A 22,869-nucleotide genomic window follows, 5' to 3' on the forward strand; every position below is an offset into this window, starting at 1 on the left:
GTGATACAATGAGACGAAGATAGCCCCGGATCGCCCCATTTATCAACGGTAAATTGGAGAAAAGATCCGAAATTATCCGAAGAGCTTGCCCGCGCGGCTCAAAAAAGCGTCCACGCGTTCCTCGGACAGACCTAGCCGTCTCGTGATCCGCTCGATTTCATCCTCCGCATCGTACAGGGGATAATCGCTGCCGAACAGGATGCGATCCGGGGTGAAAGCGCCCACCAATCGTTTCAGCAGGTCGTCGTCCACGAAATCCATGACGCTGGAGCAATCCACGAACACGTCCAGACCGGCCAGGTGCTCCATGGCGTATTCCCATTGCTTGAGCCCGCCCATGTGGGCCGCGATCATGACCGGTTTGGGAAAGGCCCGGCGGAGGGCGGCCATTTTCTTCGGGCAGGAGGGATTCAAGTCGGGCGGCAGGTCGTCGCCGACATGGAACATGCAGATAAACCGCTCGTCTACCAACTCCATGAGATCGTAGAAAGCCGGATCATCCATGCGGAATCCCTGAAAATCAGGGTGGAATTTCAAACCCTTGATGCCGTTTTGCGCCAGCCGTTCCAGCTCTTCGCCGTTGCGGTCGTAGCCGGGGTGCAGGGTGCCGAAGGGGATGAATCGGGGAGCGGTCTTCTTCAGTTGGATGGCCCAGTTGTTGGCCGGGACGACCTGGCTGGGCGAGGTGGCGGCGGACAGGACTACGGCCTTGTCCAGGCCCGCCCGGTCCAGGTGGGCGATAAGATCGTCCGCCTTGCCGGTTCCCACCGGGGTTATGCCGTAGTGTTCCACCAGATGATGGACCGCCTTGTCGGCGATCTTGTTGTGGAAGGCGTGAGTGTGGATGTCGATTCGCATGACGGTGTTGTACTCGGGTGACCCCGGGCATGTAAACCGTTGTTTGAATGCCTTTTCGAAAAAAACTGGTACCAGATGGTTCCGTTATTGAAACAGCTCTCGGAGCCAATCCGGGATGGCCACCGGTCGGCCTTCGAGATTGACGCAGGCGTGTCCAGTCATACCGGTGGCGTGGAGCACCGTTTTGTCGTCATTCCAGATTTCATAGGTGAATTCGACCGAAGCACGGCCCCATTTGGAGATGCCGCAACGCACGTGGATGCGGTCGTCGTAGCGGATGGGGCTGCGGTAGCGGCATTGTGCCTCGCGTACGGGGAGCATGATGCCGCGCTCTTCGGCCACGCGGTAGCTGATGCCCGTTTCGCGCATGAACTGGCTGCGGGCCCGTTCGAACAGGTGCAGATATTCGGCGTGGTAGACCACAGCCATGGCGTCGGTCTCACCATAGGAGACATAGTGGCTGTACCAACCGTCGCGTTCGGGGAAGGGAGCTTTGGGAGCCATTATTTCATTCCGAAGGTTTTTAGGGCGTGGGCCAGCAATTCATGTCCCCGGTCCAGCTTCAGGCCGGAGGTCGCGGCGCTCCGCTCGCTGAACCCGTTCACGCCGGACGAGGCGCAGCCTGGACCGTTCAGGAGAAAGGGCACGGCGTCCGAAGTGTGGGTTTTTTCCTTGATGGGCGTGAAGTGGTCGCAAGTGACGATCCAGGCGGTTTCTTCGTCCTTCAGGGCTTCGCGCAGGGGCGCGACGATGCGTGCGTCGAACCGGGAGATGGCCTCCACCTTGTCGGTGGCGCTGCCGCCGTGTCCGCATTCGTCCGGGCCTTCCAGGTGGACGAAGACAAAGTCGTGGTCTTTGAGAAAATCGAGCGCCGCCGTCACCTTGCCCTCGTAGTTGGTGTCGAGCAGTCCGGTGGCTCCGGGCACGTCGATGACGGCCATGTTCGAGGCGAAGCCGAGTCCCTTGATCAGGTCCACGGCCGAGATGACCGCGCCGTCCAGGCCATAGGTCGCCTTGAAATCGGGCAAGTTCAGGGGGCGGCCCTGGCCCCACGGCCAGATGGAGTTGGCCGCCGACCTGTTCAAAGACCGGTCGGCCAGCAGCTCCTGGGCCTCGAAAAGCAGGTCCCACAGTTGCGGGCTGCGGGAAAAGGCGCGCAGATCCTGCTTGATGGGTTTGTCCGTGATGTCGTGGGGCGGATGGATGAACAGGCCCGCGTCGTCGGTCAAGGCCCCGTTTTTCTGGACCAGCAGGTGGCGGTACTGGATGCCGGGATAAAAGGCGTAGGTCTCGTTGCCGAGTTGCTCCTGGAGCCTTTCCACCAAGGGGCGCGAAATCTCGGACGCGATATGTCCCGAGGAGTAGTCGCGCATGATCCCGTCGATGGAGAGCTTGGAGACCGTGACCAGGTTGAGCCGCCAGACAAGATCGTTCGGCCCGAGTTCAAGCCCCTGGGCCGCAGCTTCGATGGGGCCGCGTCCGGTGTGGTAGGTGGCCGGGTCGAAGCCGAGCAAGGCCATGTTGGCCACATCCGAGCCCGGGGCCATGCCTTCGGGCACGGTCCGGGCCAGGCCGACCGCGCCGGTTGCGGCCAGTTCGTCCATGTTTGGCGTGACGGCGGCCTCCATGGTGGTCCTGCCGTCCAGTTCGTCCAAGGGCCAACCGCCCATGCCGTCCGCGATGAGATAGAGAAGCTTCATGTATAGTCCGTCTTACAGAATTCGGAATTTGACGCAGGGCTCCACCGAGAAGTCCATGGCGTCGATTTCGGCCAGAACAGCGTCCGCGTCGCGGGCCGAGGTCTCGTGGGTGATGATCACCAGAGGAATGCCTTCGGCTCCGGATTCCCCCTTCTGCACCGCCTGTGCGATGGAGACGTTGTGGTCGGCCATGGATCGGGTGATGGTGGCCATGACGCCGGTGCGGTCGGCCACGGTAAAGCGGAAGTAGTACTTGGATTCGGACTCCTGGGGCGGAAGAATTCCGGCCTTGGGGATCGGCTGGTTGTGGAAGCCCGTGTTGTCCGGGCCGGTGCAGCCGTCGCTGATCTTGCGCACCAGATTCATGATGTCCGCCAGTACGGCGCTGCCCGTGGGCAGGTCGCCCGCGCCCTGGCCATGGAGCATGATCGGCCCCACCGCGTTGCCTTCGAGGCGAACGGCGTTGTAGTTGCCGCCCACCCGCGCCAGCAGGTACGTGTAGGGCACCAGGGCCGGGTGCACGCCCGCTTCGAGCTTGCCGTGCACATCTTCGACGTGGGCCAGCAGCTTGATGCGGTAGCCGAATTCGCGGGCGAACTCGATGTCCATGGGCGTCACGCTGGTGATGCCCTGGACCGGCAGTTCGGCCAGAGGATAGTCCACGCCGTAGGCCATGCGGATGAGCACGCACAGTTTATGGGCTGTGTCGAACCCTTCAATGTCGAAGGTCGGATCCGCTTCGGCGTAGCCCAGGTCCTGGGCGTCGGCCAGAGCGGCCTCGAAATCCATGCCCTTGGTGGTCATTTCGGACAGGATGTAGTTGGCCGTGCCGTTCATGATCCCGAGCATTTTGACGATCTTGTCGCCGGCCAGGCTCTCCTTCAGGGTCTGGACGATGGGGATGCCCCCGGCGCAACTGGCCTCGAAGAGCAGACCCACGGAATTGTCGGCCGCGGCCCGAAAAAGCTCCAGGCCGTGCTCGGCGAGCAGGTGCTTGTTGGCGGTGACCACATGCTTGCCCGCGGCAAAGGCGTTGAGCACAAGGGCCTTTGCCGTGTCCAGGCCCCCCATCAACTCCACCACGATGTCGATGGACGAATCGTTGACCAAGTCGTCCGGGGCGTCGGTGAAGGTTACGCTCGGGCCCGGGTCAAAGGCCCGTTTCTTGTTCAGGTCGCGGACCAGGACCTTGGCGATCTCCACGCGTTTGCCGAGCCGTCGTTCGATGCGGTCGGCGTTCATGTCCAGGATCCGGGCCAAGCCGGAGCCCACCGTGCCGAAACCGCCGAGTCCGAGTCTGATTACATCCATGCTTACCCCTTTGCGAAAAATTTTCGTAGGTTGCGCACGGCCTGATTCGTGCGATGACGGTTCTCCACGAAGCTGAAGCGAACGTGGTCATCGCCATACTCGCCGAATCCGAGGCCGGGCGAGACCGCTACCTCGGCTTCCTGGAGGAGCATCTTGGAGAACTCCACGGAACCCATGTGTTTGAATTCATCGGGAATTTTTGCCCACAGGAACATGGTTGCCTTGGGCGGGGTGACGCACCAGCCGATGCGGTTGAGGCCTTCGCACAGGGCGTCGCGGCGGTCCTGGTACACGGCCATGATCTCGCGGACCGCCAGGTCCATGTCGTCCTTGGTGAACTTGGGGCAATCGTCGAGGTCGCCGTTCAGAGCGCAGGCGGCCGCGATCTGGATGGGCTGATAGATGCCGTAATCGAGATAGCTCTTGATCCGGGTCAGGGCGTTGACCATGTCCGGGTTGCCCACGCAGTAGCCCACGCGCATCCCGGCCATGGAGTAGCTCTTGGTCATGGAGAAAAATTCTACGGCCACGTCCTTGGCGCCGTCGGCCTGCATTAGGCTCGGGGCCACGTATCCGTCGAAGACGAAGTCCGCGTAGGCCAGGTCGTGGATGACATACAGGTCGTTTTCCTTGGCGAAGTCCACGATGCGCTGAAGGAAGGGCAGGTCCACGCACTGAGTGGTCGGGTTGTGCGGGAAGTTGATGATCAGCAGCTTGGGCTTGGGCCAGGTATGCCGGACGGCCGTTTCCAGGTTTTCGAAGAAATCCTGGCCCGGTCCGATGGGCACGCGTCGGACGTCGGCACCCGCGATGATCGAGGCATACGGGTGGATGGGGTAGGCCGGGTCCGGGGCCAGGACCACGTCGCCGGGCGAGAGCATGGCCAGGGCCAAGTGGGCAAGCCCCTCCTTGGCGCCCATGGTCACGCAGATCTCGCTGTCGCGGTCGAGCGTGACGTCGAAGCGGCGGTAATACCAATCCTGTACGGCCTTGCGCAGCCCTTTGATGCCCTTGGATGCCGAGTACTTGGAGTTGCCGGGCTTGTATGCCGCCTCTGCCAGCTTGTCGAGAATGGGCTTGGGGGTGGGCACATCGGGGTTGCCCATGCCCAGGTCGATGATGTCCGCGCCTGCGTGGCGCAGCTTCATCTTGAGTTCATTGACCTGAGCGAACACATAGGGGGGCAGTCGATCGACTCTCGCAAACTGTGACATGGCGGAAAACTCCTCAAAATGTATTAGTTCAAGGGAATTTTCTTACTCTGCACGGTGTACACTGTCAAAATGAAAAATGGGATGCGCGAGTCGCGGGACGACGGCGCGAAACCATGGATTCGCCGGTTGTGTCTTGACCTCGCTGGAAGTTTTTTTTAGCGTCCATTTTCCGATTGAAAACGTATCCGGCTGAAGCCGAAACACATAAGGAGCTATTTCATGGTTCAGAAATCCGAAACCATCTGGTTCGACGGCAAACAGGTTCCCTGGGACGAGGCCAACGTCCATGTGCTGACCCACGCTTTGCATTATGCCACCGCTGTTTTCGAAGGCATCCGCGCCTACGAGTGTACGGACGGTTCCTCCGAGGTATTTCGGCTGAGGGAGCACATGGTCCGCCTGGTCGATTCGGCCAAGATCCTGGGTCTCAAGATGCCCTATACCGCCGAAGAGATGACCGAGGCCACCATCGAGACCCTCAAGCGCAACAAGCTGTCCGGTGCCTATGTCCGCCCGTTGGTCTTCGTCGGCGAAGGCGCCATGGGCGTTTACCCCGGCGACAATCCGGTCCGTACGATCATCGCCTGCTGGCCCTGGGGCGCATACCTGGGCGAGGACGCCTTGGAAAAAGGCATCAACGTTCGTTGCAGCAGCTTCAGCCGCCATCATATCAATGTCATGATGGTCAAGGCCAAGGCCTCGGGCAACTACGTCAACTCCGTGCTGGCCAAGAATGAAGCCATCGCCGACGGTTTTGACGAGGCCGTTCTGCTCGACACCACGGGCCATGTCTCCGAAGGCACCGGCGAGAATATTTTTCTGGTCCGCGACGACGTCATCTACACTCCGCATCTGGACGGCGTGCTCGGCGGCCTGACCCGCGATTCCATCATCAGTCTGGCCGGCGATCTCGGGTACGAGGTTCGCGAGGAGCCCATCGCCCGCGACATGCTCTACACCGCCGACGAGGTTTTCTTCACCGGCACCGCGGCCGAACTGACCCCCATCAGCTCCGTGGACCGTCGCCAGGTCGGTGACGGTAAGGCCGGGCCGGTTGCCAAGCTGCTCCAGACCGAGTTCTTCAAGATCGTCAAGGGCGAAAATCCGGACTACGAGCATTGGCTGCATCGCTATCAGGCTTGATAGAAAGTCTAGAAAACCGGTTCATCATCTGGTAGGTAGGGGGAAATCCGGCGCGGAAAGTCGGGTTTCCCCTTTCTTCATGAACGATTCCGGCAAATCGCCGGTTCCGCGCCACAGCCCCAGGCACACCCATGAGCACAGCGAATCTCACGGCCAAGTATCGCCCCCAGACCTTCGAGGAAGTGGCGGGGCAGCAGGCGGTCAAATCCATCCTTTCCCGGGCGGCGGCCCAGGACAAGATCGCGCCCGCCTACCTTTTTTCCGGCACCCGGGGCGTGGGCAAGACCACCATCGCCCGCATTTTCGCCAAGGCGCTCAACTGCGAGAACGCGCCCACGGGCGAGCCGTGCAACCAGTGCGACCATTGCCGCCAGATCACTGCGGGCGTGGCCCCGGACGTCATCGAGATCGACGGTGCCTCCAACCGGGGCATCGACGACGCCCGTCGCCTCAAGGAGGACATCGGCTACGCGCCCATCGACGGCCGCTACAAGGTGTTCATCATCGACGAGGCGCACATGCTCACCAAGGAAGCCTTCAACGCGCTGCTCAAGACCTTGGAGGAACCGCCGCCCCGCGCCACTTTCATCCTGGCCACCACCGAGCACCACAAGTTTCCCGCGACGATCATCAGCCGTTGCCAGCATTATACCTTCAAGATGCTGCCCCAGGCCGAACTGGTCGCCCATCTCGAAAAGATTATGAATCTCGAAGGGCTGAAGTATGAATCCGGCGCGCTGACCATCATCGCCAAACGCGGCGCGGGTTCCGTGCGCGATTCCATGTCCCTGCTCGGCCAGGCCCTGGCCATGGGCGAGGACGTGCTCAGGGAGGCCGACGTGCGCGGTTTCCTCGGCCTGGCGGGCCAGGACGTCTTTTTCGGGCTCATGGAGTCCATGCACGCCCGCGACCTGGTGGCCGTGGGCCTGGTCCTGCGGCAGGTTTTGGACCAAGGGCTGGATCTCGGTTTCTTCCTGCGCGAACTGACCAGTTGCTGGCGGAACATGTTCCTGCTCCGGCAGGCGGGCGAGGCGGCCCTGCCGTTGCTCGGCCTGTCCGGCGAGGAAGCGGCGACCTGGATGAATTGGGCGGGAAAATTCGAGTCCGCACACATCCATGCCTGTTGGCAGATGACCCTGGACGGCCAGCGCAAGGTCATGACCAGCCTGGAACCGGCCCTGGCCCTGGAGCTTTTGCTTCTCAACCTGACCAGTCTGCCGGATTTGATAAACCTGGAGACCATGACGCCGCGCGGCGGCGCACCCCGTTCCCCCATGGGAGGTGGAGGGCAATCCGGTCCCGCGCAGGGCGGTTCCCGGCAGTCCGGGCCCGGCATGCAGGGCGGGCAGGGGGGTATGCCCTCCGGCGGCAGGCAGTTCGCCCCGCCCCAGCCCGTGTCTCCGCAGCCGCCCGTGCAGCCCCAGACCGCTCCGCCCACACGATCGGCCCGGCCGCCGCATTACGAGGCGAGAGAAGCCCGCCCTTCCGGCACCGTGCCGCCTCGGGCGCAGTCCGCGCCCGCATCCCGGCCCGAGCCAGAACCCGAGCCCGTCGGCCCCTCGGACGCCACGCCCCTGTCCGAATCCGCGCCGCAGCGGGTGCAGGCCGCGTCCATTCCCGGCCCGCGCGACTGGGACGGGTTCCTCAAGTTCGTGGAAGCGCGCAACGGCGAGGCCGGGGTCAAGGTGTCCATGCTTCATCTAACCGAAGGGGTGCGCGATAAGAACGGTCTCAAGATCGTCTGCAAAACCCGGACGATGTGTTCTCAGCTCAAGGAGAAGTCCACACGGGCTGCCCTGGACGGGCTGACCCGGGAATTTTTCGGTCCGATGGTTGAGGTTCGCGTGGAAACAGGCGATATTGCCGAGCCCAAATCGGACAAACAGCTCATGGAAGAGGCGGAAAACCATCCGGGCGTGATCAGGGTCATGGAGGCCTTCAACGCCCAGATGCTTTCGGTCGGTCACAGAAAACACTAAGCATATCAGTCGAGGAGAATATAATGAAAGGCATGAACGAGATGCTCCGTCAGGCCCAAATCATGCAGCGCAAGATGACCGAAGCTCAGGACGCATTGAAGACCAGGGAAGTGGAAGCGTCCAGCGGCGGCGGCATGGTCACCGTCAAGGTCACCGGATCTCAGGAGGTCACCGAGGTGCGCATTGAGCCGTCCGTCGTGGAGGCGGGCGACGTGGAGATGCTTCAAGACCTGGTCCTGACCGCGGCCAACGAGGCCCTCAAGAAGTCCAAGGAAATGATGGAAGAGGCCATGAAGGGCGTCACCGGCGGCATCAACATCCCCGGCATGTTCTAATTTCCGTCCGTCGTCCGGCGCATCGCGGCGGCCCGGAGTCTTTCCGCGCCGCCCGTTCGCCCATGGGCGGCCGATTTTTTTTAAGGAGTCGCATTGCAGAATCTTCCCGGACCGCTCAAGGGAGTGGTCGATCAACTGTCGAGCCTGCCCGGCATCGGCCCCAAGTCCGCCCTGCGCATCGCCCTGACCCTGCTCAAGATGCCCCGCGAACGGGCCGCCGGGGTGGGGCAGTCCATCATAGAGCTGCGTGAGCGGCTGTGCCTGTGCGAGGACTGCGCCTGTCTGGCCGAGTCCAGCCCCTGCGCCATCTGTTCCGACGCCTCCCGCGATACCGGGCAGCTCTGCCTGGTGCCCGAGTGGGATGCCCTCCTGGCCATGGAGGAGATGGGGATCTTCCGGGGCAAGTACCTGGTTCTCGGCGGCTTGCTTTCGCCTCTGGATGGCGTGGACCCGGGCCAGCTCGAAATCGACCGGTTGCGGCGCAGGCTGGACTCGGGTGATTTTTCGGAACTGATTCTCGCGCTGGGGGCCACCCTGGACGCCGAATCCACTGCCTCCTATGTCAAGAACATGGTGGAATCCGAGTTTCCCGACGTTGCGGTGACCCGTCTGGCCCAGGGCATTCCCATCGGGGCCGAGGTCAAGTTCATGGACAAGGAGACCCTCAAGCAGTCGCTGGTCCACCGGCAAAAGATGTAGGGATCGCATGAGCGACGAGCAACTCACCAGTCTGGACGACGTCGAAGTCGTCAGCGTCATCTATCACAACAAAGAGAACGGCTACACCATCGTTCGGGTTCGGGCCGGGAACGAACCGGGCCAGATCACCATTGTCGGCGTCCTCGGCGAACTGGCCGGAGGCGCGACCCTGAATCTCAAGGGCCGATGGATCGTGCATCCCAAGTTCGGCCGCCAGTTCGAGGTGTCCACCTTCGAGCAGGCGCGGCCCGCGACCGAGAACGGGGTCATCCGTTTTTTGCAGTCGTCCATCAAGGGAGTGGGGGAGAAGACCGCCACTCTCATCGTCGAGGAATTCGGCATCGGAGTCCTGGATCTTCTGGACGAGGATCCGGAACAACTCCTGCGGATCAAGGGCATCTCCAAGAACAAGCTCAAGGACATCATCGAATCCTGGGGCCGCCAGCGGGAGATCAAGAACCTGCTGGTCTTCCTTCAGTCCCACAAGGTGCCGACCACCTTCGCGGGCAAGATTTTTCATCTCTACGGTGCTCAGGCCGAGGCCAAACTGCGCGAGAATCCTTACGACTTGGCCTACGAGATCCGGGGTGTGGGCTTCAAGACGGCGGACCAGATGGCCCTGAAGCTCGGTTTCGCCCCGGACAGCGTTCAGCGGTTCGAGGCGGCCATCGCCTACACCCTGCTGACCTCCTGCGAACGCAACGGCCACTTGTTCATCCCCAAGCCGAAATTGCTTGAGGACGTGGCCCGCATGCTCGACACCACGGACTTCGACAAGCTGGAACTGGCCCTGTACGGGCTGGAAGAGAAGAAGCGCATCCGCATCGAGAACCTGTCCGAGCAGGGCATTTCCGAGGCGGTCTATCTCATGTATTTCTTCCACTACGAGAACGAGACCACCCAACGTCTTTACCAGCTCATCAGCCACCCCACGCCGATCTCCCGCAAGAAGATCGACAAGACCCTGCCCCGGGTGGAGGACAAGCTCGGCTTCACCCTGTCCGAAGAGCAGCGCGAGGCGGTCTTCGAAGCGTGCTCCAACAAGGTCTTCATCATCACAGGCGGGCCCGGAACGGGCAAGACGACCATCACCAAGGCGATCCTGTTGACCCTTACGGAACTTGGGCTCAAGGTCATGCAGGCCGCGCCCACGGGCAGGGCGGCCAAGCGTATGGCCGAGGCCACGGGCCATCCGGCCAAGACAGTGCACCGCATGCTTCAGTTCCAGCCGGACGGCGGGTTCCACTACTGTGAAGACCAGAAGCTCAAGGCCGACGTCCTGGTGGTGGACGAAGCCTCCATGGTGGACGCCCAGCTTTTCGTCTCTATCCTGCGGGCCCTGCCGCACACCTGCCGCCTGATCCTGGTGGGCGACGTCAACCAGTTGCCCAGCGTGGGGCCGGGCAACGTCCTGGGCGATCTGATCAACTCCCGTCGCGTGCCCTGCGCCGTGCTGACGCACATCTTCCGCCAGGCCCAGGAAAGTTTCATTGTGGTCAACGCCCACCGCATCAACGAAGGCAAATTTCCGCGTCAACACCCATGCCTGCCGCCCGAAGCCGACTTCTACTGGATTCCCCAGGAGGATCCGGCCAAGGTCCAGAGGCTTATCCTCGATTCTGTCTGCGAGCGCATCCCCGAGCGGTATGGTCTCGATCCCATGCGGGACATTCAGGTGCTCACCCCCATGCACAAGGGCGAGGTCGGCACCCAGGCCCTGAACGCGGCCCTCCAGGCCCGTCTGAACCCGGCCGGCCCCGGCGTGCGGGAACTCAAGCGCAAGTTCGCCATCTTCCGGGAGGGCGACCGGGTCATCCAGCTCAAAAACAACTACGACAAGGAAGTGTTCAACGGCGACCTGGGCTGGATTACCGAGGTCGATACCGAAGAGCATGAACTCATGGCCGAGTTCGACGGCAACTACGTGCACTTCGAGACCTCGGAACTGGACGAGCTCGGCCTGGCCTACGCGGTCAGCGTGCACAAGTCCCAAGGCAGCGAATATCCGGCCGTGGTCATGCCCATCGTGACCCAGCATTTTCTGCTCCTGCAACGCAATCTGCTGTACACCGGCCTGACCCGGGCCCGCGAACTGGCCGTGCTCATCGGTTCGGACCGGGCCTTCCACATCGGCCTGGCCAACGCCACATCGGGCAACCGCCACACGCATCTGGCCTACCGGTTGCGGGCCGTCTTCGACCAGAACCGTCTTTACTAACCCCGGCGTCGGGGATGCGTCCCCGGGCAGGCGGCTTGCAAAACATCCGAAAAAATGGTGTAAAATACCCTGGCCTTTTCGCCTGCGATGCTTATTCTCATCCACTGGGACGAAGGGCGGACGAACGCTCTGTCCACATACGCGAAAACAACAAAGTCAAGGAGACGGCAGTCATGCTCAGCGAAAAAATGGAAGATGCGCTCAATGCGCAGATGAACTGGGAAATCTATTCCGCCAACCTGTATCTTTCCATGGCTTCCCACTTCACCCACGTGGGCCTGTCCGGGTTCGCCACATGGATGAATGCCCAATATCAGGAAGAGATGTTCCACGCCATGCGCTTCTTCAATTACATCAACGGCGCCGGCGGCCATGCCAAGCTCGGCACCATCGACGCCCCGCAGCATGACTGGAAGACGCCTTTGGCCGCCTTCGAGGATGCCCTGGAACACGAGCAGGGCGTAACCTCGCGCATCAACGACATCGCCAACCTGGCCGTTGAGGAGCGCAATCACGCCGTGGGCATTTTCCTGCAGTGGTTCATCTCCGAGCAGGTGGAGGAAGAGGAGAGCGTCTCCGACGTGGTCGGCAAGCTCAAGCTCGTGGGCGACGGCGGCGGACTGTTCATGCTCGACCGCGACCTCGGCACCCGGGTTTTCACCCCGCCGACCAACGCGTAGTTAACCGCGACATTCGGCCGGGAGAACGCAAACCGTTTCTCCCGGCTTTTTTTCAACCGCAACCAGGGGAAGCCATGTCGAACAAAAACATCAACATCGTCATCGGCGGCGCGGCGGGCCAAGGGCTCGTGACCATCGGCCAACTGCTCTCCAAGGCCATCACCAGGGCGGGACACCACCTCCTTGTCACCCAACGCTACATGTCCCGGGTGCGCGGAGGGCACAACACTTACGCCATCCGCATGGGCGAGGAAAAGCCGCTTGGCGGGACCGAGTCCATCGACATCCTGGCCGCGCTCAACGCGGAGACTCTCGACAAGCACCTGGAGGCCGTGAGCGAAGGCGGACTGGTTGTGGCCGGGGCCGACCTCGACACCGAGGGGCTCAACGCCCTGCGCATTCCCTACGAGGAACTTGCGTCCAAACCGCTCTTCCACAATACGGCCATGCTCGGCGTACTCGGCCGGACCGTGAACCTGGAACCGGCCATTCTCGAAGAATTGCTCCGGCAGACCTTCGGCAAGAAGGGCGACGAAGTGGTCGAGGCCAATCTGGAGGTCCTGCGCAAGGCCTATGCCTGGGTCGCGGACCAGAATCACGATTTTTCCCGTACACTCGCGTCTTCCGACCCCAAGGGACGGATGATGCTCAACGGCAACGAGGCCATCGGCCTGGGCGCCCTGGCCGCGGGGTGCAACTTCGTTTCCTTTTACCCCATGACCCCGTCCACCGGCGTGGCCATGACCCTCATCGCCAAGGGCGCGCCGCTTGGGTTGCAATACGAGCAGGTGGAGGACGAGATCGCGGCCATGAACATGGCGCTCGGCGCGTCCTATGCCGGGGCCCGCGCCCTGGTGACCACCTCGGGCGGCGGCTTCGCGCTCATGGAGGAGGCGGTCAGTCTGGCGGGCGTGTCCGAGACCCCCATCGTCTGCGTGGTGGTCCAACGGCCCGGCCCGGCCACGGGACTGCCCACCCGTACGGAGCAGGCGGACCTCAACCTGGTGGTCCACGCGGGGCATGGTGAATTCCCCCGGGCCGTCTTCGCCCCGGCCACGCCCGAGGACTGCTTTTACCTGACTCATAGGGCCTTCGATTTGGCCGAGACCTATCAGACACCGATCTTCGTCCTGTCCGAGCAGTACCTGGCCGACTCCTACCGGGATGTGGCACCCTTCGATCTGGACGATCTGCCCGAGGTCGCTCGGCCGCTCCTGGAATGGGAGGGGGGCGAGTACAAACGTTACGCCCTGACCGATGACGGCATTTCGCCACGCCTGATCCCCGGTTTCTCGGAAACCCTGGTCAGGGCCGATTCCCACGAGCATGAGGAGAATTCCTACATCACCGAGGACAAAGCCGTCCGCGTGGCCCAGAATTCCAAGCGTCTGCGCAAGGAGGCGGGGTTATTCGAGGAGGTCATCGGTCCAGACCGTTACGGTGCCGATGAGCCCGATGCGCTTATGGTTTGCTGGGGGCCGACCCTGGGGGCCTGCCTGGAGGCCATGGACCGTTACGAGGGCGACAAATCCCTGGCCGTGCTGCATTTCAAGCAGGTCTATCCCCTGCGCGAGGAGCAGTTCATGGACTTCCTGACGAGCGCGGGCTCGGTCATTGCCGTGGAGGGTAACGCCACGGCCCAGTTCGCACAGCTCATCGCCCGCGACACCGGCTTCGTCATCAAGGATCGCATTCTGCGTTTCGACGGCCGGGCCATGACCTGGGAATATGTCCTCAAGGGCCTTTCCGACATCCTCTAGATCAGGAGCGACTTATGGTTTCCATCGAAGAATACGGCGAATTCAAGACCGCGTGGTGCCCGGGCTGCGGCAACTTCCCCATCCTGAAAAGCCTCAAGCAGGCCCTGGCCGAACGGGGGCTCGCGCCTCACGACATCATTATCTCTTCCGGCATCGGTCAGGCGGCCAAGTTGCCGCATTACATGCGCTGCAACATGTTCAACGGGCTGCACGGCCGATCCTTGCCCGTGGCCCAGGGCATCAAAATGGCCAATCCGCAAATGCATGTGCTCGTCACCTCCGGCGACGGGTGCAGCTACGGCGAGGGCGGCAACCACTTCCTGTCCGCCTTGCGGCGCAACATGGATCTGACCGTGCTCGTTCACGACAACCAGATATACGGCCTGACCAAAGGCCAGGCCAGCCCCACCTCGGCGCGCGGCCATGTGACCAAGGCCCAGCCCGAGGGCAATCGGTCCGACGGGTTCAACCCGGTGTCCACCGCCGTGGCCATGAAGGCGAGTTTTGTGGCCCGGGCCTTTTCGGGCGAGCCGGAACATCTCGTCTCCGTCATCAAAGAGGCCATGGCCCACAAGGGCTTTTCCCTGGTGGACATTCTCCAGCCCTGCGTCTCCTTCAACAAGGTCAATACCTATGCGTGGTACAAGGAACGCGCCTATATTCTCAAGGATCACGATCCTGAGGACTGGGCCGCGGCCATGACCCTGAGCGAGGAATTCGGCGAACGCATCCCGCTGGGCGTCATCTACCGGGCGGACAAGCCGGTCTTCGGACACGGCGGCAGACTGGCCGAACTCGCCTATGCCAAAAACGACTTGAAAGCGGTGTTGCAGTCGTATATCTAGGGCGGTTGCTGCACGAAATCCATTTTCAACAAGGACCATACATGAGCAACGAAGCGGAAAAAATTATCTACTCCATGTACAAGGTGACCAAGCGTCACGGGCAGAAGGAGGTGCTCAAGAACGTCTCCCTGTCCTATTTCTACGGCGCCAAGATCGGCGTGCTCGGCCTGAACGGTTCGGGCAAGTCGTCGCTGCTCAAGATCCTGGCCGGGGTGGACGATCGTTTCGAGGGCGAAATCCACGTCAAGGACGGCTATTCCATCGGCTATCTCGAACAGGAACCCCTGGTTGACGAGACGCGCACCGTGCGCGAGGTGGTCGAGGAGGGCGTTGCCGAGGTCATGGACATCGTCCGCGAATACAACGCCATCAACGAGAAATTCGCCGAACCCATGGAGCCCGAAGAGATGGACACCCTGATCGAAAGGCAGGGCAAGGTCCAGGAACTCATGGATGCCAAGGGCGCCTGGGACATCGACTCCAAGCTCGAAATGGCCATGGACTCGCTGCGCTGTCCCCCGGCCGATGCTTCGGTGTCGGTCATCTCGGGCGGCGAGCGCCGTCGCGTGGCCCTGTGCCGCCTGCTGCTCCAGGCCCCGGATATCCTGCTCCTGGACGAGCCTACCAACCACCTGGACGCGGATTCCGTGGCCTGGCTGGAACGGTATCTCTCCTCCTTCCCCGGAACGGTCATCGCCGTGACCCATGACCGTTATTTTCTGGACAACGTGGCGGGCTGGATTCTCGAACTGGACCGAGGCCGGGGCATCCCCTGGAAGGGCAACTATTCCTCCTGGCTCGAACAGAAGCAGAACCGTCTGGCTCAGGAAGGCAGGCAGGAGGCCGATCGCCAGAAAACCCTGGAGCGCGAACTCGAATGGATACGCATGTCGCCCAAGGGACGTCGCGCCAAGTCCAAGGCGCGCATCAACGCCTACGAGTCCATGCTTTCACACGAGGCCGAGCGGTTGGCCGATGATCTCCAGATCTACATCCCGCCGGGACCGCACCTCGGCAAGCAGGTGGTCGTGGCCGAACATGTGACCAAGTCCATGGGCGACAAGCTGCTCATGGAGGATGTCAATTTCATCCTGCCGCCCAATGCCATCGTCGGCATCATCGGCCCCAACGGCGCGGGTAAATCCACCTTGTGCCGGATGATCATAGGTGAGGAAAAACCCGATTCCGGCACCATAACCCTCGGGGCCACGGTCAAGCTGGCCTACGCCGACCAGAACCGCGCATCCCTCATTCCCGGCAAGACCGCCTATGAGATCATCAGCGGCGGGGCCGAGTTCATCAAGCTCGGCGATCGCGAGATCAACGCCCGGGCCTACTGTTCGCGCTTCAACTTCGCCGGAGCCGATCAGCAGAAAAAGGTGGACGTCCTGTCCGGTGGCGAACGCAACCGCGTGCATATGGCCCAGATGCTCAAATCCGGGGCCAACGTGCTGCTTCTCGACGAACCGACCAACGACCTGGACGTGAACACCATGCGCGCCCTGGAGGACGGCCTGGAGAACTTCGCAGGCTGCGTTCTGGTCATCAGCCACGACCGGTGGTTCCTCGACCGTATCGCCACCCATATCATCGCCTTTGAGGACGACGCCAAGGTGGTCGTGGTCGAAGGCAATTACTCCGATTACGACGCCGACCGCAAAAAACGCCTCGGCACCGACGCCGACCAGCCGCACAGGCTGAAGTTCCGCAGACTAACGCGATAATCAAATGAGAAAGGGCCGGTACAACCGGCCCTTTTTTTGTTTAATTATGCCTCCGGTGGCCCGAGGCGAACGCTTCCATTTATCGTCATGCGGCAATCTTCAAGTTTTACTTTAATAAGTTAGTCGCACGCGGCCGAGTCGGCCTTGCCGATGGCGGGACGGCGGTCGATGGCCACGGAATTGCCGGGGATGGATTTGGCGTATTTCTTGATGTGGGCGGCGCGTTCGCCGATTTCCATGAGAGAACAGGGGCCGTCGATTTCGATGACGCCCAGGGAGATGGTCACCAAGGGGTATTTGCGTTCCTTGTCGTCTCGGCCTTTGGCTTGTATCCAGCCGCGTTCCTGGTCTTCGAGGCAGTAGCAGTTTCGGACCAGCCTGCCGAAGCAGCGGGTGATGGATGTGCACAGCTTATGCACCGCGTCGGGCGGGGTGATGAGCACGAAGTCGTCGCCGCCGATGTGACACAGGCGGGCATCGCTGGGCGCGTGTTTGCGCGTGGCCCAGGACATGATGTCCGCGGCCAGCTTGATTATCCGGTCGCCATTCTTGAACCCGTAGGTGTCGTTATAGACCTTGAAATGGTCCAGGTCGCCGTAGATGATGGAAAACGGGCGCTTCTGCTTGATGCGCGATTCCACTTCCTGTTCGATGGCCACGTTCCCGGGCAGGCCCGTCAGGGGATTGGTGCCCTTGGCCATCTCCACCTGGATCTTGGCCAGGACGTTGAGCAGGTCCTGGACCGTGACCACGCCGTAGAGCAATCCCTTCCTGGTCACGATGATGTCGTCGTAGGTCTTGATGTGCTCGCGTTTCATGGCCGTTCGCGCGGCCTGTTCCACGGGCATGTCCACGTCCACGATGAGCGGGCTTTTGTCCATGACCGCGTCGATGGATCGCTTGTGGTACAGGGCGATGCCGAACTGGGAGGAGAGTTGGCGGTTGAGGTGGTACTCCATGACCAGCCCCTTGGGCACGTTGTCGCGGACGACCACGATGTTGGTGAAGCTGTCGTTCTTGCGGAAGAAATCATGAGCCGTGGAGACCAGGCAGTCCATGTCCACAGCGTATGGGGCCTTGGCCAGGTCGCCAACGGGCGGTGAGCAGATGATGTTGTTGGCGATGTCGCCCACTGTTTTGAGGTGGCGGCACTCCTCGTTGACGTCCGGCTTGGGCACGGCTGGCCGGGCCAGAAAGAATCCCTGACCGCAATGTACGCCGATGTCCTTGAGGCAGACGGCTTGGTCGCGGCTTTCTATGCCCTCGCCGATGATCCGGGAACCGATCTTGTCCGCGAAAGTGGCCGTGGTCTCCACCAGGGCTCGTTTGACCGGATCCTTGTGGATGTCGTCGATGAGGGATTTGTCCAGCTTGATGTAGTCGGGTTGAAGCTCGGCGATGAGGGCCAGTCCGGCGTAGCCCGCGCCCGCGTCGTCCACCGCGATCTGAAATCCCTGGCTTCGGTAGTGGGCCAGGGTGCGGTAGAATAGATCGAAGTCCTGGACCGAATGCTGCTCGGTGATCTCGAAAACCACGTTGTCCGGGACCAGACCGCATTTGTCCATGAGTTCCAGCGTCTGGCCCGGTGAAAAGGCGGGGTCCGCCATGGTCTTTGGGTGGATGTTCAGGAAGAGTTTCTGGCCGTCTTGGAGGTCGCCCACATTGCGGATGGCCGCTTCGCGGCAAAGTTTTTCCAGGGCGAAGAGGCGGCCCAGTTCCTCGGCGGTCTGGAAAAGCATGACCGGCGAGCGGAAGGCCGATCCCTCGGGCCCGCGCGCCAGGGCCTCCCAGCCCAGGATGGTATCCGTGCGGAAGTCGAGGATGGGCTGGTAGTGGGCCGTGACCCACCCCTGGACCAGGATGGTGTTGAACCGGCTGGTGATGGACAGCTCGTTCATGTTCAGCGGGCGGCTCTCCATGCGCTGGGCCGTTGTCAGGGCCCGGCTCAGGGTCACGCCCCATCGGTTTTCGTCGTCCGGGCAGGTGACCGGGGCAAAGCCCATGCCAAGGTCGATGCCCAGGCCCGTGTGGCGGAGCATGGTCGATTCCAGGTCCTTTTGGGCCTGCGTCTTGTATTCGTAAGCGATGTCCGCCGGATTGTTGTCCTGGGGCACCAGGAAGGCGGCCTTGCCCGGGATGGGGCGGGTAATGCGGACATTGCGCGCGTTATTGCCCGCCGCTGTGGCGGCGAGCGAGTCGCGGAGCTCTTTTTCAAGCAGGTCAACGAAATTTTGTCCGTACATCTCCCGGAGTTTGAGATAGTCCCGGATGGAGATGAGTACGAGGGTTCTGGGCAACATGCTTCCGGTCGGCAGGCCGGTCAGCATATCCGCAGGAAGTGCCGTGGGCATGGTCATTCCCCTGTAACCGAGTCGGGCGGATCGGCTGTGTGTTGACGAAGTTGCGTGGACGGAACGATCTCACCATTTCACCGCGCCGGCGGTGATGCAGGCACCGCCAGGTGACATGCGCTTTGACTCTGTTACACGCGTTGCGCGTTCGGTTGTTACCGGCCGGTGACGGGTTGCGCAAATTTTGGTTGCAGAACAAAAAAAGCAGCCCCCGGGGAGGCTGCCTACATTTGTTGAAGAGAGAGAAGCGGTTAGCGGTAATAAAGATTCCGTCCGCCGATGGTCAGAAAGGCCTGGTGCAGATTCTTGCGGATGTCCTTGCGGCTCCACACGCCCTGGATGTGACCTCGCGACAGGGCCTTGTAACAGTTGTGGTAGTTGGGCGGGATCTCCAGACCGGTGGTCTCCTTGATGACCCCGGGACCGGCGAAGCCGATGCGCGAGGAGCGCACCGCGTACTGGTAGGGAGAGCAGCCCAGGAACGAAGCCACGGGCCCGGCGTAGGAGTTGGTATCGTAGAGGACGATGTACAGGCCTCCTTCCTCGATGTAGCGGCGGACGGCCATGGTCACCCTGGGCATCTGAATCAATCCGTTGACGCCTTCCTGAATGCGGATGCCCGCCGTGCCGTGGATGTACGCCAGGAAGGGCTGATGCTTGGTCTGGGCCAGTTCCAGGGCGCGGATGAACTTCTCGCCTTCGGCCGCGCCCACCGAACCGCCCCGGAAATTGGCCACCAGGGTGGCGCAGGTCACACGCAGCCCCTCAAGGCTGGCGTTGAAGGTCAGGCAGCTCGATTGCAAGCCGGTCTTCTTCTTGGCTCCTTCGATGCGGGCGTCGAAGTTGGGGAATTGGGTCGGGTTGCCGGAGGCGATGTCCCGGTTGAACTCGCGCACCGAGCCTCGGTCGAAGACATTGTGGAGATACCACTGGTACTCCATGGGGAAGTTGTAGCCGCAGTTGGGGCAGACGCCCGCGTAATCGGTGAACAGGTCCCGGGCCCAGATGTCCAGGCATCCGCGTTTTTTGGAGTGCGGACAGGTGATTTCGCGGTCCACGCGCGCCTGGGGCGAGACATAGTCGCTGTCGTTGACCAGGGTGGGCGTTTCGGGCTCGGCCTGGGACAGGCCGGTCAGCTCCATCTCCTTCTGCTTGTCCATGCCCGGGGTGATGCCGATTTTACGCAGCAGGCCCCGGAACACGGCGTCGAACTTGGCCGTGATCACATGGACCTCGTCCGCGACCTCCTCCACGATGCGCTCCACACGGTGCTTGAACGGCTTGATCAGTCCGTACAGGATCAGGCTGGCCGTGTTGGAGACGAGGCCGGAACTGGTGGCGCTGAGTTTTTCCAGCAAGGAACGATTGTCCTGGTAAGCATGCTGGGCCATGCGCCGATATTTGCGAAATCGCTTGGCCACCAGCCGTTCACGGGCCTTTTCGTTCAGGGACCAGCGGACGATGACGTCGGTGTTTTTCTTGAAATGGCGCAGGGCCACGGCGCGGAACAGGCGCACGCCGCGTACGCTCAGGGCCACTTCGTCCGTGGCCCGGATGACCTGTTCGCGGACTTGCTTGAAAAAGTCGAAGTGGTCGGCCCGTGCGCCGAGCGGCGGCTCCTGGATGATCCCGTCGATGTAGCCGTTGGCCAGATTGTCCTGGGCGGTGATCTTCTGGGCCAGGGCGCAGGACTCGATAAGCTCGGCCGGTGCGCGTTCGGCCCCCCGGATATGGCCTTCGATGGCCGCCGCGCCCTCGGGCGAGATGACCGAGTAGTAGCCATGGGAGAGCATGAGCCGTTTGTCGGCCATGCCGATGGCCTCGGCGCCGCCGGAGCCACCTTCGGAGAAGATGGCCACGATGGGCACGTCGAGCCCGGCCATCTCATAGATGTTTTCGGCAATCTGCTGGGCTGCGCCCGGAAAGTCCTCGATAGGGTAGGAACCCGGCGTATTCACGTAGGCGTGGATGGGGATTTGTTCCCGGGCCGCGACCTTCATGTACTTGAGCGCTTTGGAATTGCCCCACGGCTTGATGGAGCCGCCGTTGCGGAACTCCTCGCCATGGCCTTTTTCCTGGCCCACGACCATGACCGGCTGGTTGATGATCTTCTTGCCACGGCGGCGGGTGATGTAGGCCCGGGCAATGAGCATGCCGGGGTCGATGGAGTGCTCGTCCTGGCCGCCCATTTCGGCGTAGTTGTCGTAGACGTTTTCAAGGATGTCCTTGAGACTGGCCCGCTGTGGATGGCGGACGATGCGCACCTTGTCCATGGCGGTCAACTGGGCGTCGATGGCGGCTTCCATGGCGGACAGCCGCTTATCCAGGGATTCCAGGGCCCGAATGGTCCGCTCTTCGGAGAGGTCCGCATTGTTCGCTTGGAATCCGTTGATTTCCGTAGCGAACGCATCGAGCTCGGGACGGGACTTGTTGCCCAGGATGTCGCGGGCGTAGTTGACCCGGCTCAGTAGGGATTGCAGGGTTTTTTCTATATTCATAGGCTTAGAATTCGAGAAGGTTGGCGGTTTTTGCGAGGAGGAAGGGGATATTCGATTTCATGGGTCCTCCGGCGGAGTCGGAACCGTTCAGCTTCAGGTCGTTCAGGAACTGAAGGCCGCGTTGCTTGGCCTCCTCCAGGTCCTTGCCCCAGATGATGGCCAGGGCCAGGTTGGGGTCGTACTCCGTGGGGATCTGGTAGGTGCGGTCGGTCGGTACGTGGGTATGGACGGCCAGCCAGTCCCGTTCCTGCCATTTGAGTTCCTCGATGCGGCCCACCCACGGGGCAAAGCCGTTCTCGGTGTCCTCGGCGATGAGCCGGTATTCGATGCCCACTCCGTCGAAGGTGATGTCTTCCTGGGTGTAGCCCAGCGGGTCGCCCAGGCCGATACGGATCTGTTCGCGCACCAGGTTCACGTCGCGGTCGCCCTTGACGGAACTGATGCAGGCCGACACGCCGTTCTCCACCTGGATGCGGGTGTTGACCTCCATGAGGAACGGCTCGCCGTTCGGGGTGACGATCCACTCCCAGGTGCCCACGTTGTCGTACTTGATTTCCTTGGCGATGGACAGGGAGTAGCGGGTGATGTCGTCGAGCACCTTTTGGGCGTCGAACCCGTAGGACAGGCCCTGGGGCCAAAAGCCCGGGGCCACCTCGATGCGTTTTTGCAGACCGGGTGACTGGATCGAGCAATTGCGGGTGCCGAAATGGACCGGGTTGGTCCCGGACCGGTCGGACACGATTTGCACTTCCAGATGATTGAAGTTGAACACGCGCTGTTCGATGAGCACGCCTTCGTCGTTGAAGGTTCGCAGGGAATAGTTGCGGATGCGCCGGTAGGTCTGGCGGAAACGGGCCATGTCCTCGCATTCGTCGATGCCCATGCCGCCGCCGCCCGCCGAGGCCTTGACCAGGACCACGGGCCGTTTGATGCCCATCTTGCCCTGGAATTCGAACAGGCTTTCGGCGATGGCCTCGGCCTCCAGCTCGTCGTAGATGGCCCGGTCCGAGCCTGGCACGGTGGGCACGCCCAGGGTGCGGGCGATGCGCTTGGTGTTGATCTTGTCGCCCAGATCGCGAATGACCTCCCAGGAGGGGCCGATGAAGGTCATGGGACGGTCCCGCTGGACCACGCGCCGGGCGAACCGGTAGTTTTCGGAAAAGAAGCCGTACCCGGGGTGGATGGCCGTGGCCCCGGCCTCGTCGGCCACGGACAGGATGTCCCCGGCGTCGAGATAGTTGTGGATACGGTACAGGGATTTTTCCCCGCCCAGCCTGCGGGCCACGTCCAGGTGGCCGGACTGGGAGTCCTCTTCGGTATACAGGGCCGCGAAGGGCAGGCCGAGGTCGGAACATGCCTCCATGATCCGCACGGCGATCTCGCCCCGGTTGGCAATGAGTATCTTGTGTCCGTCTATGCTCACGTTATGAATTCTCGTATTCTGATGTGGTTTTGGCGGTGCCCTAAATACCGTTTCTTCACCCTTCTTGCAAATCTTTTACCGAAGCGTTTTATTAAACAAATCAAATGCTTGTCATAAAACACCCGTTTTAA

The 22,869-nt window shown here is 61.8% G+C and carries 17 protein-coding genes; 9 read left to right on the forward strand and 8 right to left on the reverse strand.

What is annotated here, in order from left to right:
* Positions 1–72 precede the first annotated feature (72 nt).
* The 5 genes from J0909_RS16975 to J0909_RS16995 form a co-directional block, all read right to left on the reverse strand.
* Complete coding sequence (locus J0909_RS16975) at positions 73–858, reverse strand: amidohydrolase family protein (protein ID WP_207264721.1); 786 nt, start codon at positions 856–858, stop codon at positions 73–75.
* 84 nt (positions 859–942) lie between these two features.
* Positions 943–1,362, reverse strand: coding sequence for an acyl-CoA thioesterase (locus J0909_RS16980; protein ID WP_207264723.1), 420 nt, complete (start codon positions 1,360–1,362; stop codon positions 943–945).
* A complete protein-coding gene (locus tag J0909_RS16985; RefSeq protein ID WP_207264724.1) occupies positions 1,362–2,558 on the reverse strand; it encodes a cofactor-independent phosphoglycerate mutase in 1,197 nt (398 codons plus the stop codon). Before J0909_RS16985 ends, J0909_RS16980 begins: the two co-directional genes overlap by 1 nt.
* Positions 2,559–2,570: 12 nt before the next feature.
* Complete coding sequence (locus J0909_RS16990; protein WP_207264726.1) at positions 2,571–3,869, reverse strand: homoserine dehydrogenase; 1,299 nt, start codon at positions 3,867–3,869, stop codon at positions 2,571–2,573.
* Positions 3,870–3,871: 2 nt separating this feature from the next.
* Entirely contained in the window at positions 3,872–5,083 is a 1,212-nt protein-coding gene (locus J0909_RS16995) for an aminotransferase class I/II-fold pyridoxal phosphate-dependent enzyme (protein ID WP_207264728.1), read from the reverse strand.
* A gap of 219 nt (positions 5,084–5,302) precedes the next feature.
* Between J0909_RS16995 and J0909_RS17000 the strand changes: the two genes are divergently transcribed.
* From J0909_RS17000 to ettA, 9 genes are all read left to right on the forward strand, one after another.
* Positions 5,303–6,226, forward strand: coding sequence for a branched-chain amino acid transaminase (locus tag J0909_RS17000; RefSeq protein WP_207264730.1), 924 nt, complete (start codon positions 5,303–5,305; stop codon positions 6,224–6,226).
* Between the two features lie 131 nt (positions 6,227–6,357).
* Positions 6,358–8,205, forward strand: coding sequence for a DNA polymerase III subunit gamma/tau (gene dnaX, locus J0909_RS17005; protein ID WP_207264732.1), 1,848 nt, complete (start codon positions 6,358–6,360; stop codon positions 8,203–8,205).
* Between the two features lie 23 nt (positions 8,206–8,228).
* Positions 8,229–8,540 carry a YbaB/EbfC family nucleoid-associated protein gene (locus tag J0909_RS17010; RefSeq protein ID WP_207264734.1) on the forward strand — a complete coding sequence of 104 codons (312 nt, stop codon included), beginning with the start codon at positions 8,229–8,231 and terminating at the stop codon, positions 8,538–8,540.
* A gap of 93 nt (positions 8,541–8,633) precedes the next feature.
* On the forward strand, positions 8,634–9,239 hold the full coding sequence (gene recR, locus J0909_RS17015; protein ID WP_207264736.1) for a recombination mediator RecR: 606 nt from the start codon (positions 8,634–8,636) through the stop codon (positions 9,237–9,239).
* Between the two features lie 7 nt (positions 9,240–9,246).
* Positions 9,247–11,457, forward strand: a complete 2,211-nt coding sequence (gene recD2 / locus J0909_RS17020) for an SF1B family DNA helicase RecD2 (protein ID WP_207264738.1) — start codon at positions 9,247–9,249, stop codon at positions 11,455–11,457.
* 173 nt (positions 11,458–11,630) lie between these two features.
* Positions 11,631–12,137, forward strand: a complete 507-nt coding sequence (locus J0909_RS17025; RefSeq protein ID WP_207264740.1) for a ferritin — start codon at positions 11,631–11,633, stop codon at positions 12,135–12,137.
* Between the two features lie 74 nt (positions 12,138–12,211).
* Entirely contained in the window at positions 12,212–13,897 is a 1,686-nt protein-coding gene (locus J0909_RS17030) for a 2-oxoacid:acceptor oxidoreductase subunit alpha (protein WP_207264742.1), read from the forward strand.
* A gap of 14 nt (positions 13,898–13,911) precedes the next feature.
* Positions 13,912–14,742, forward strand: coding sequence for a 2-oxoacid:ferredoxin oxidoreductase subunit beta (locus J0909_RS17035; RefSeq protein ID WP_207264744.1), 831 nt, complete (start codon positions 13,912–13,914; stop codon positions 14,740–14,742).
* 41 nt (positions 14,743–14,783) lie between these two features.
* Positions 14,784–16,466, forward strand: a complete 1,683-nt coding sequence (ettA, locus tag J0909_RS17040) for an energy-dependent translational throttle protein EttA (RefSeq protein ID WP_207264747.1) — start codon at positions 14,784–14,786, stop codon at positions 16,464–16,466.
* A gap of 119 nt (positions 16,467–16,585) precedes the next feature.
* Here ettA and J0909_RS17045 read toward each other — a convergent pair whose 3' ends face one another.
* The 3 genes from J0909_RS17045 to J0909_RS17055 all read right to left on the reverse strand — a co-directional run bounded on the left by J0909_RS17045 (position 16,586) and on the right by J0909_RS17055 (position 22,738).
* The gene (locus tag J0909_RS17045; protein ID WP_207264749.1) at positions 16,586–18,817 is read right to left on the reverse strand and encodes a GGDEF domain-containing protein; all 2,232 of its coding nucleotides are present in this window, start codon (positions 18,815–18,817) and stop codon (positions 16,586–16,588) included.
* A 251-nt stretch (positions 18,818–19,068) separates the two neighbouring features.
* Complete coding sequence (locus tag J0909_RS17050; RefSeq protein WP_207264751.1) at positions 19,069–21,315, reverse strand: carboxyl transferase domain-containing protein; 2,247 nt, start codon at positions 21,313–21,315, stop codon at positions 19,069–19,071.
* Between the two features lie 4 nt (positions 21,316–21,319).
* Positions 21,320–22,738, reverse strand: a complete 1,419-nt coding sequence (locus J0909_RS17055; protein ID WP_207264753.1) for an ATP-binding protein — start codon at positions 22,736–22,738, stop codon at positions 21,320–21,322.
* Positions 22,739–22,869 lie beyond the last annotated feature (131 nt).

The organism is Desulfovibrio sp. Huiquan2017 (genome assembly GCF_017351175.1).
Taxonomy (GTDB): domain Bacteria; phylum Desulfobacterota; class Desulfovibrionia; order Desulfovibrionales; family Desulfovibrionaceae; genus Pseudodesulfovibrio.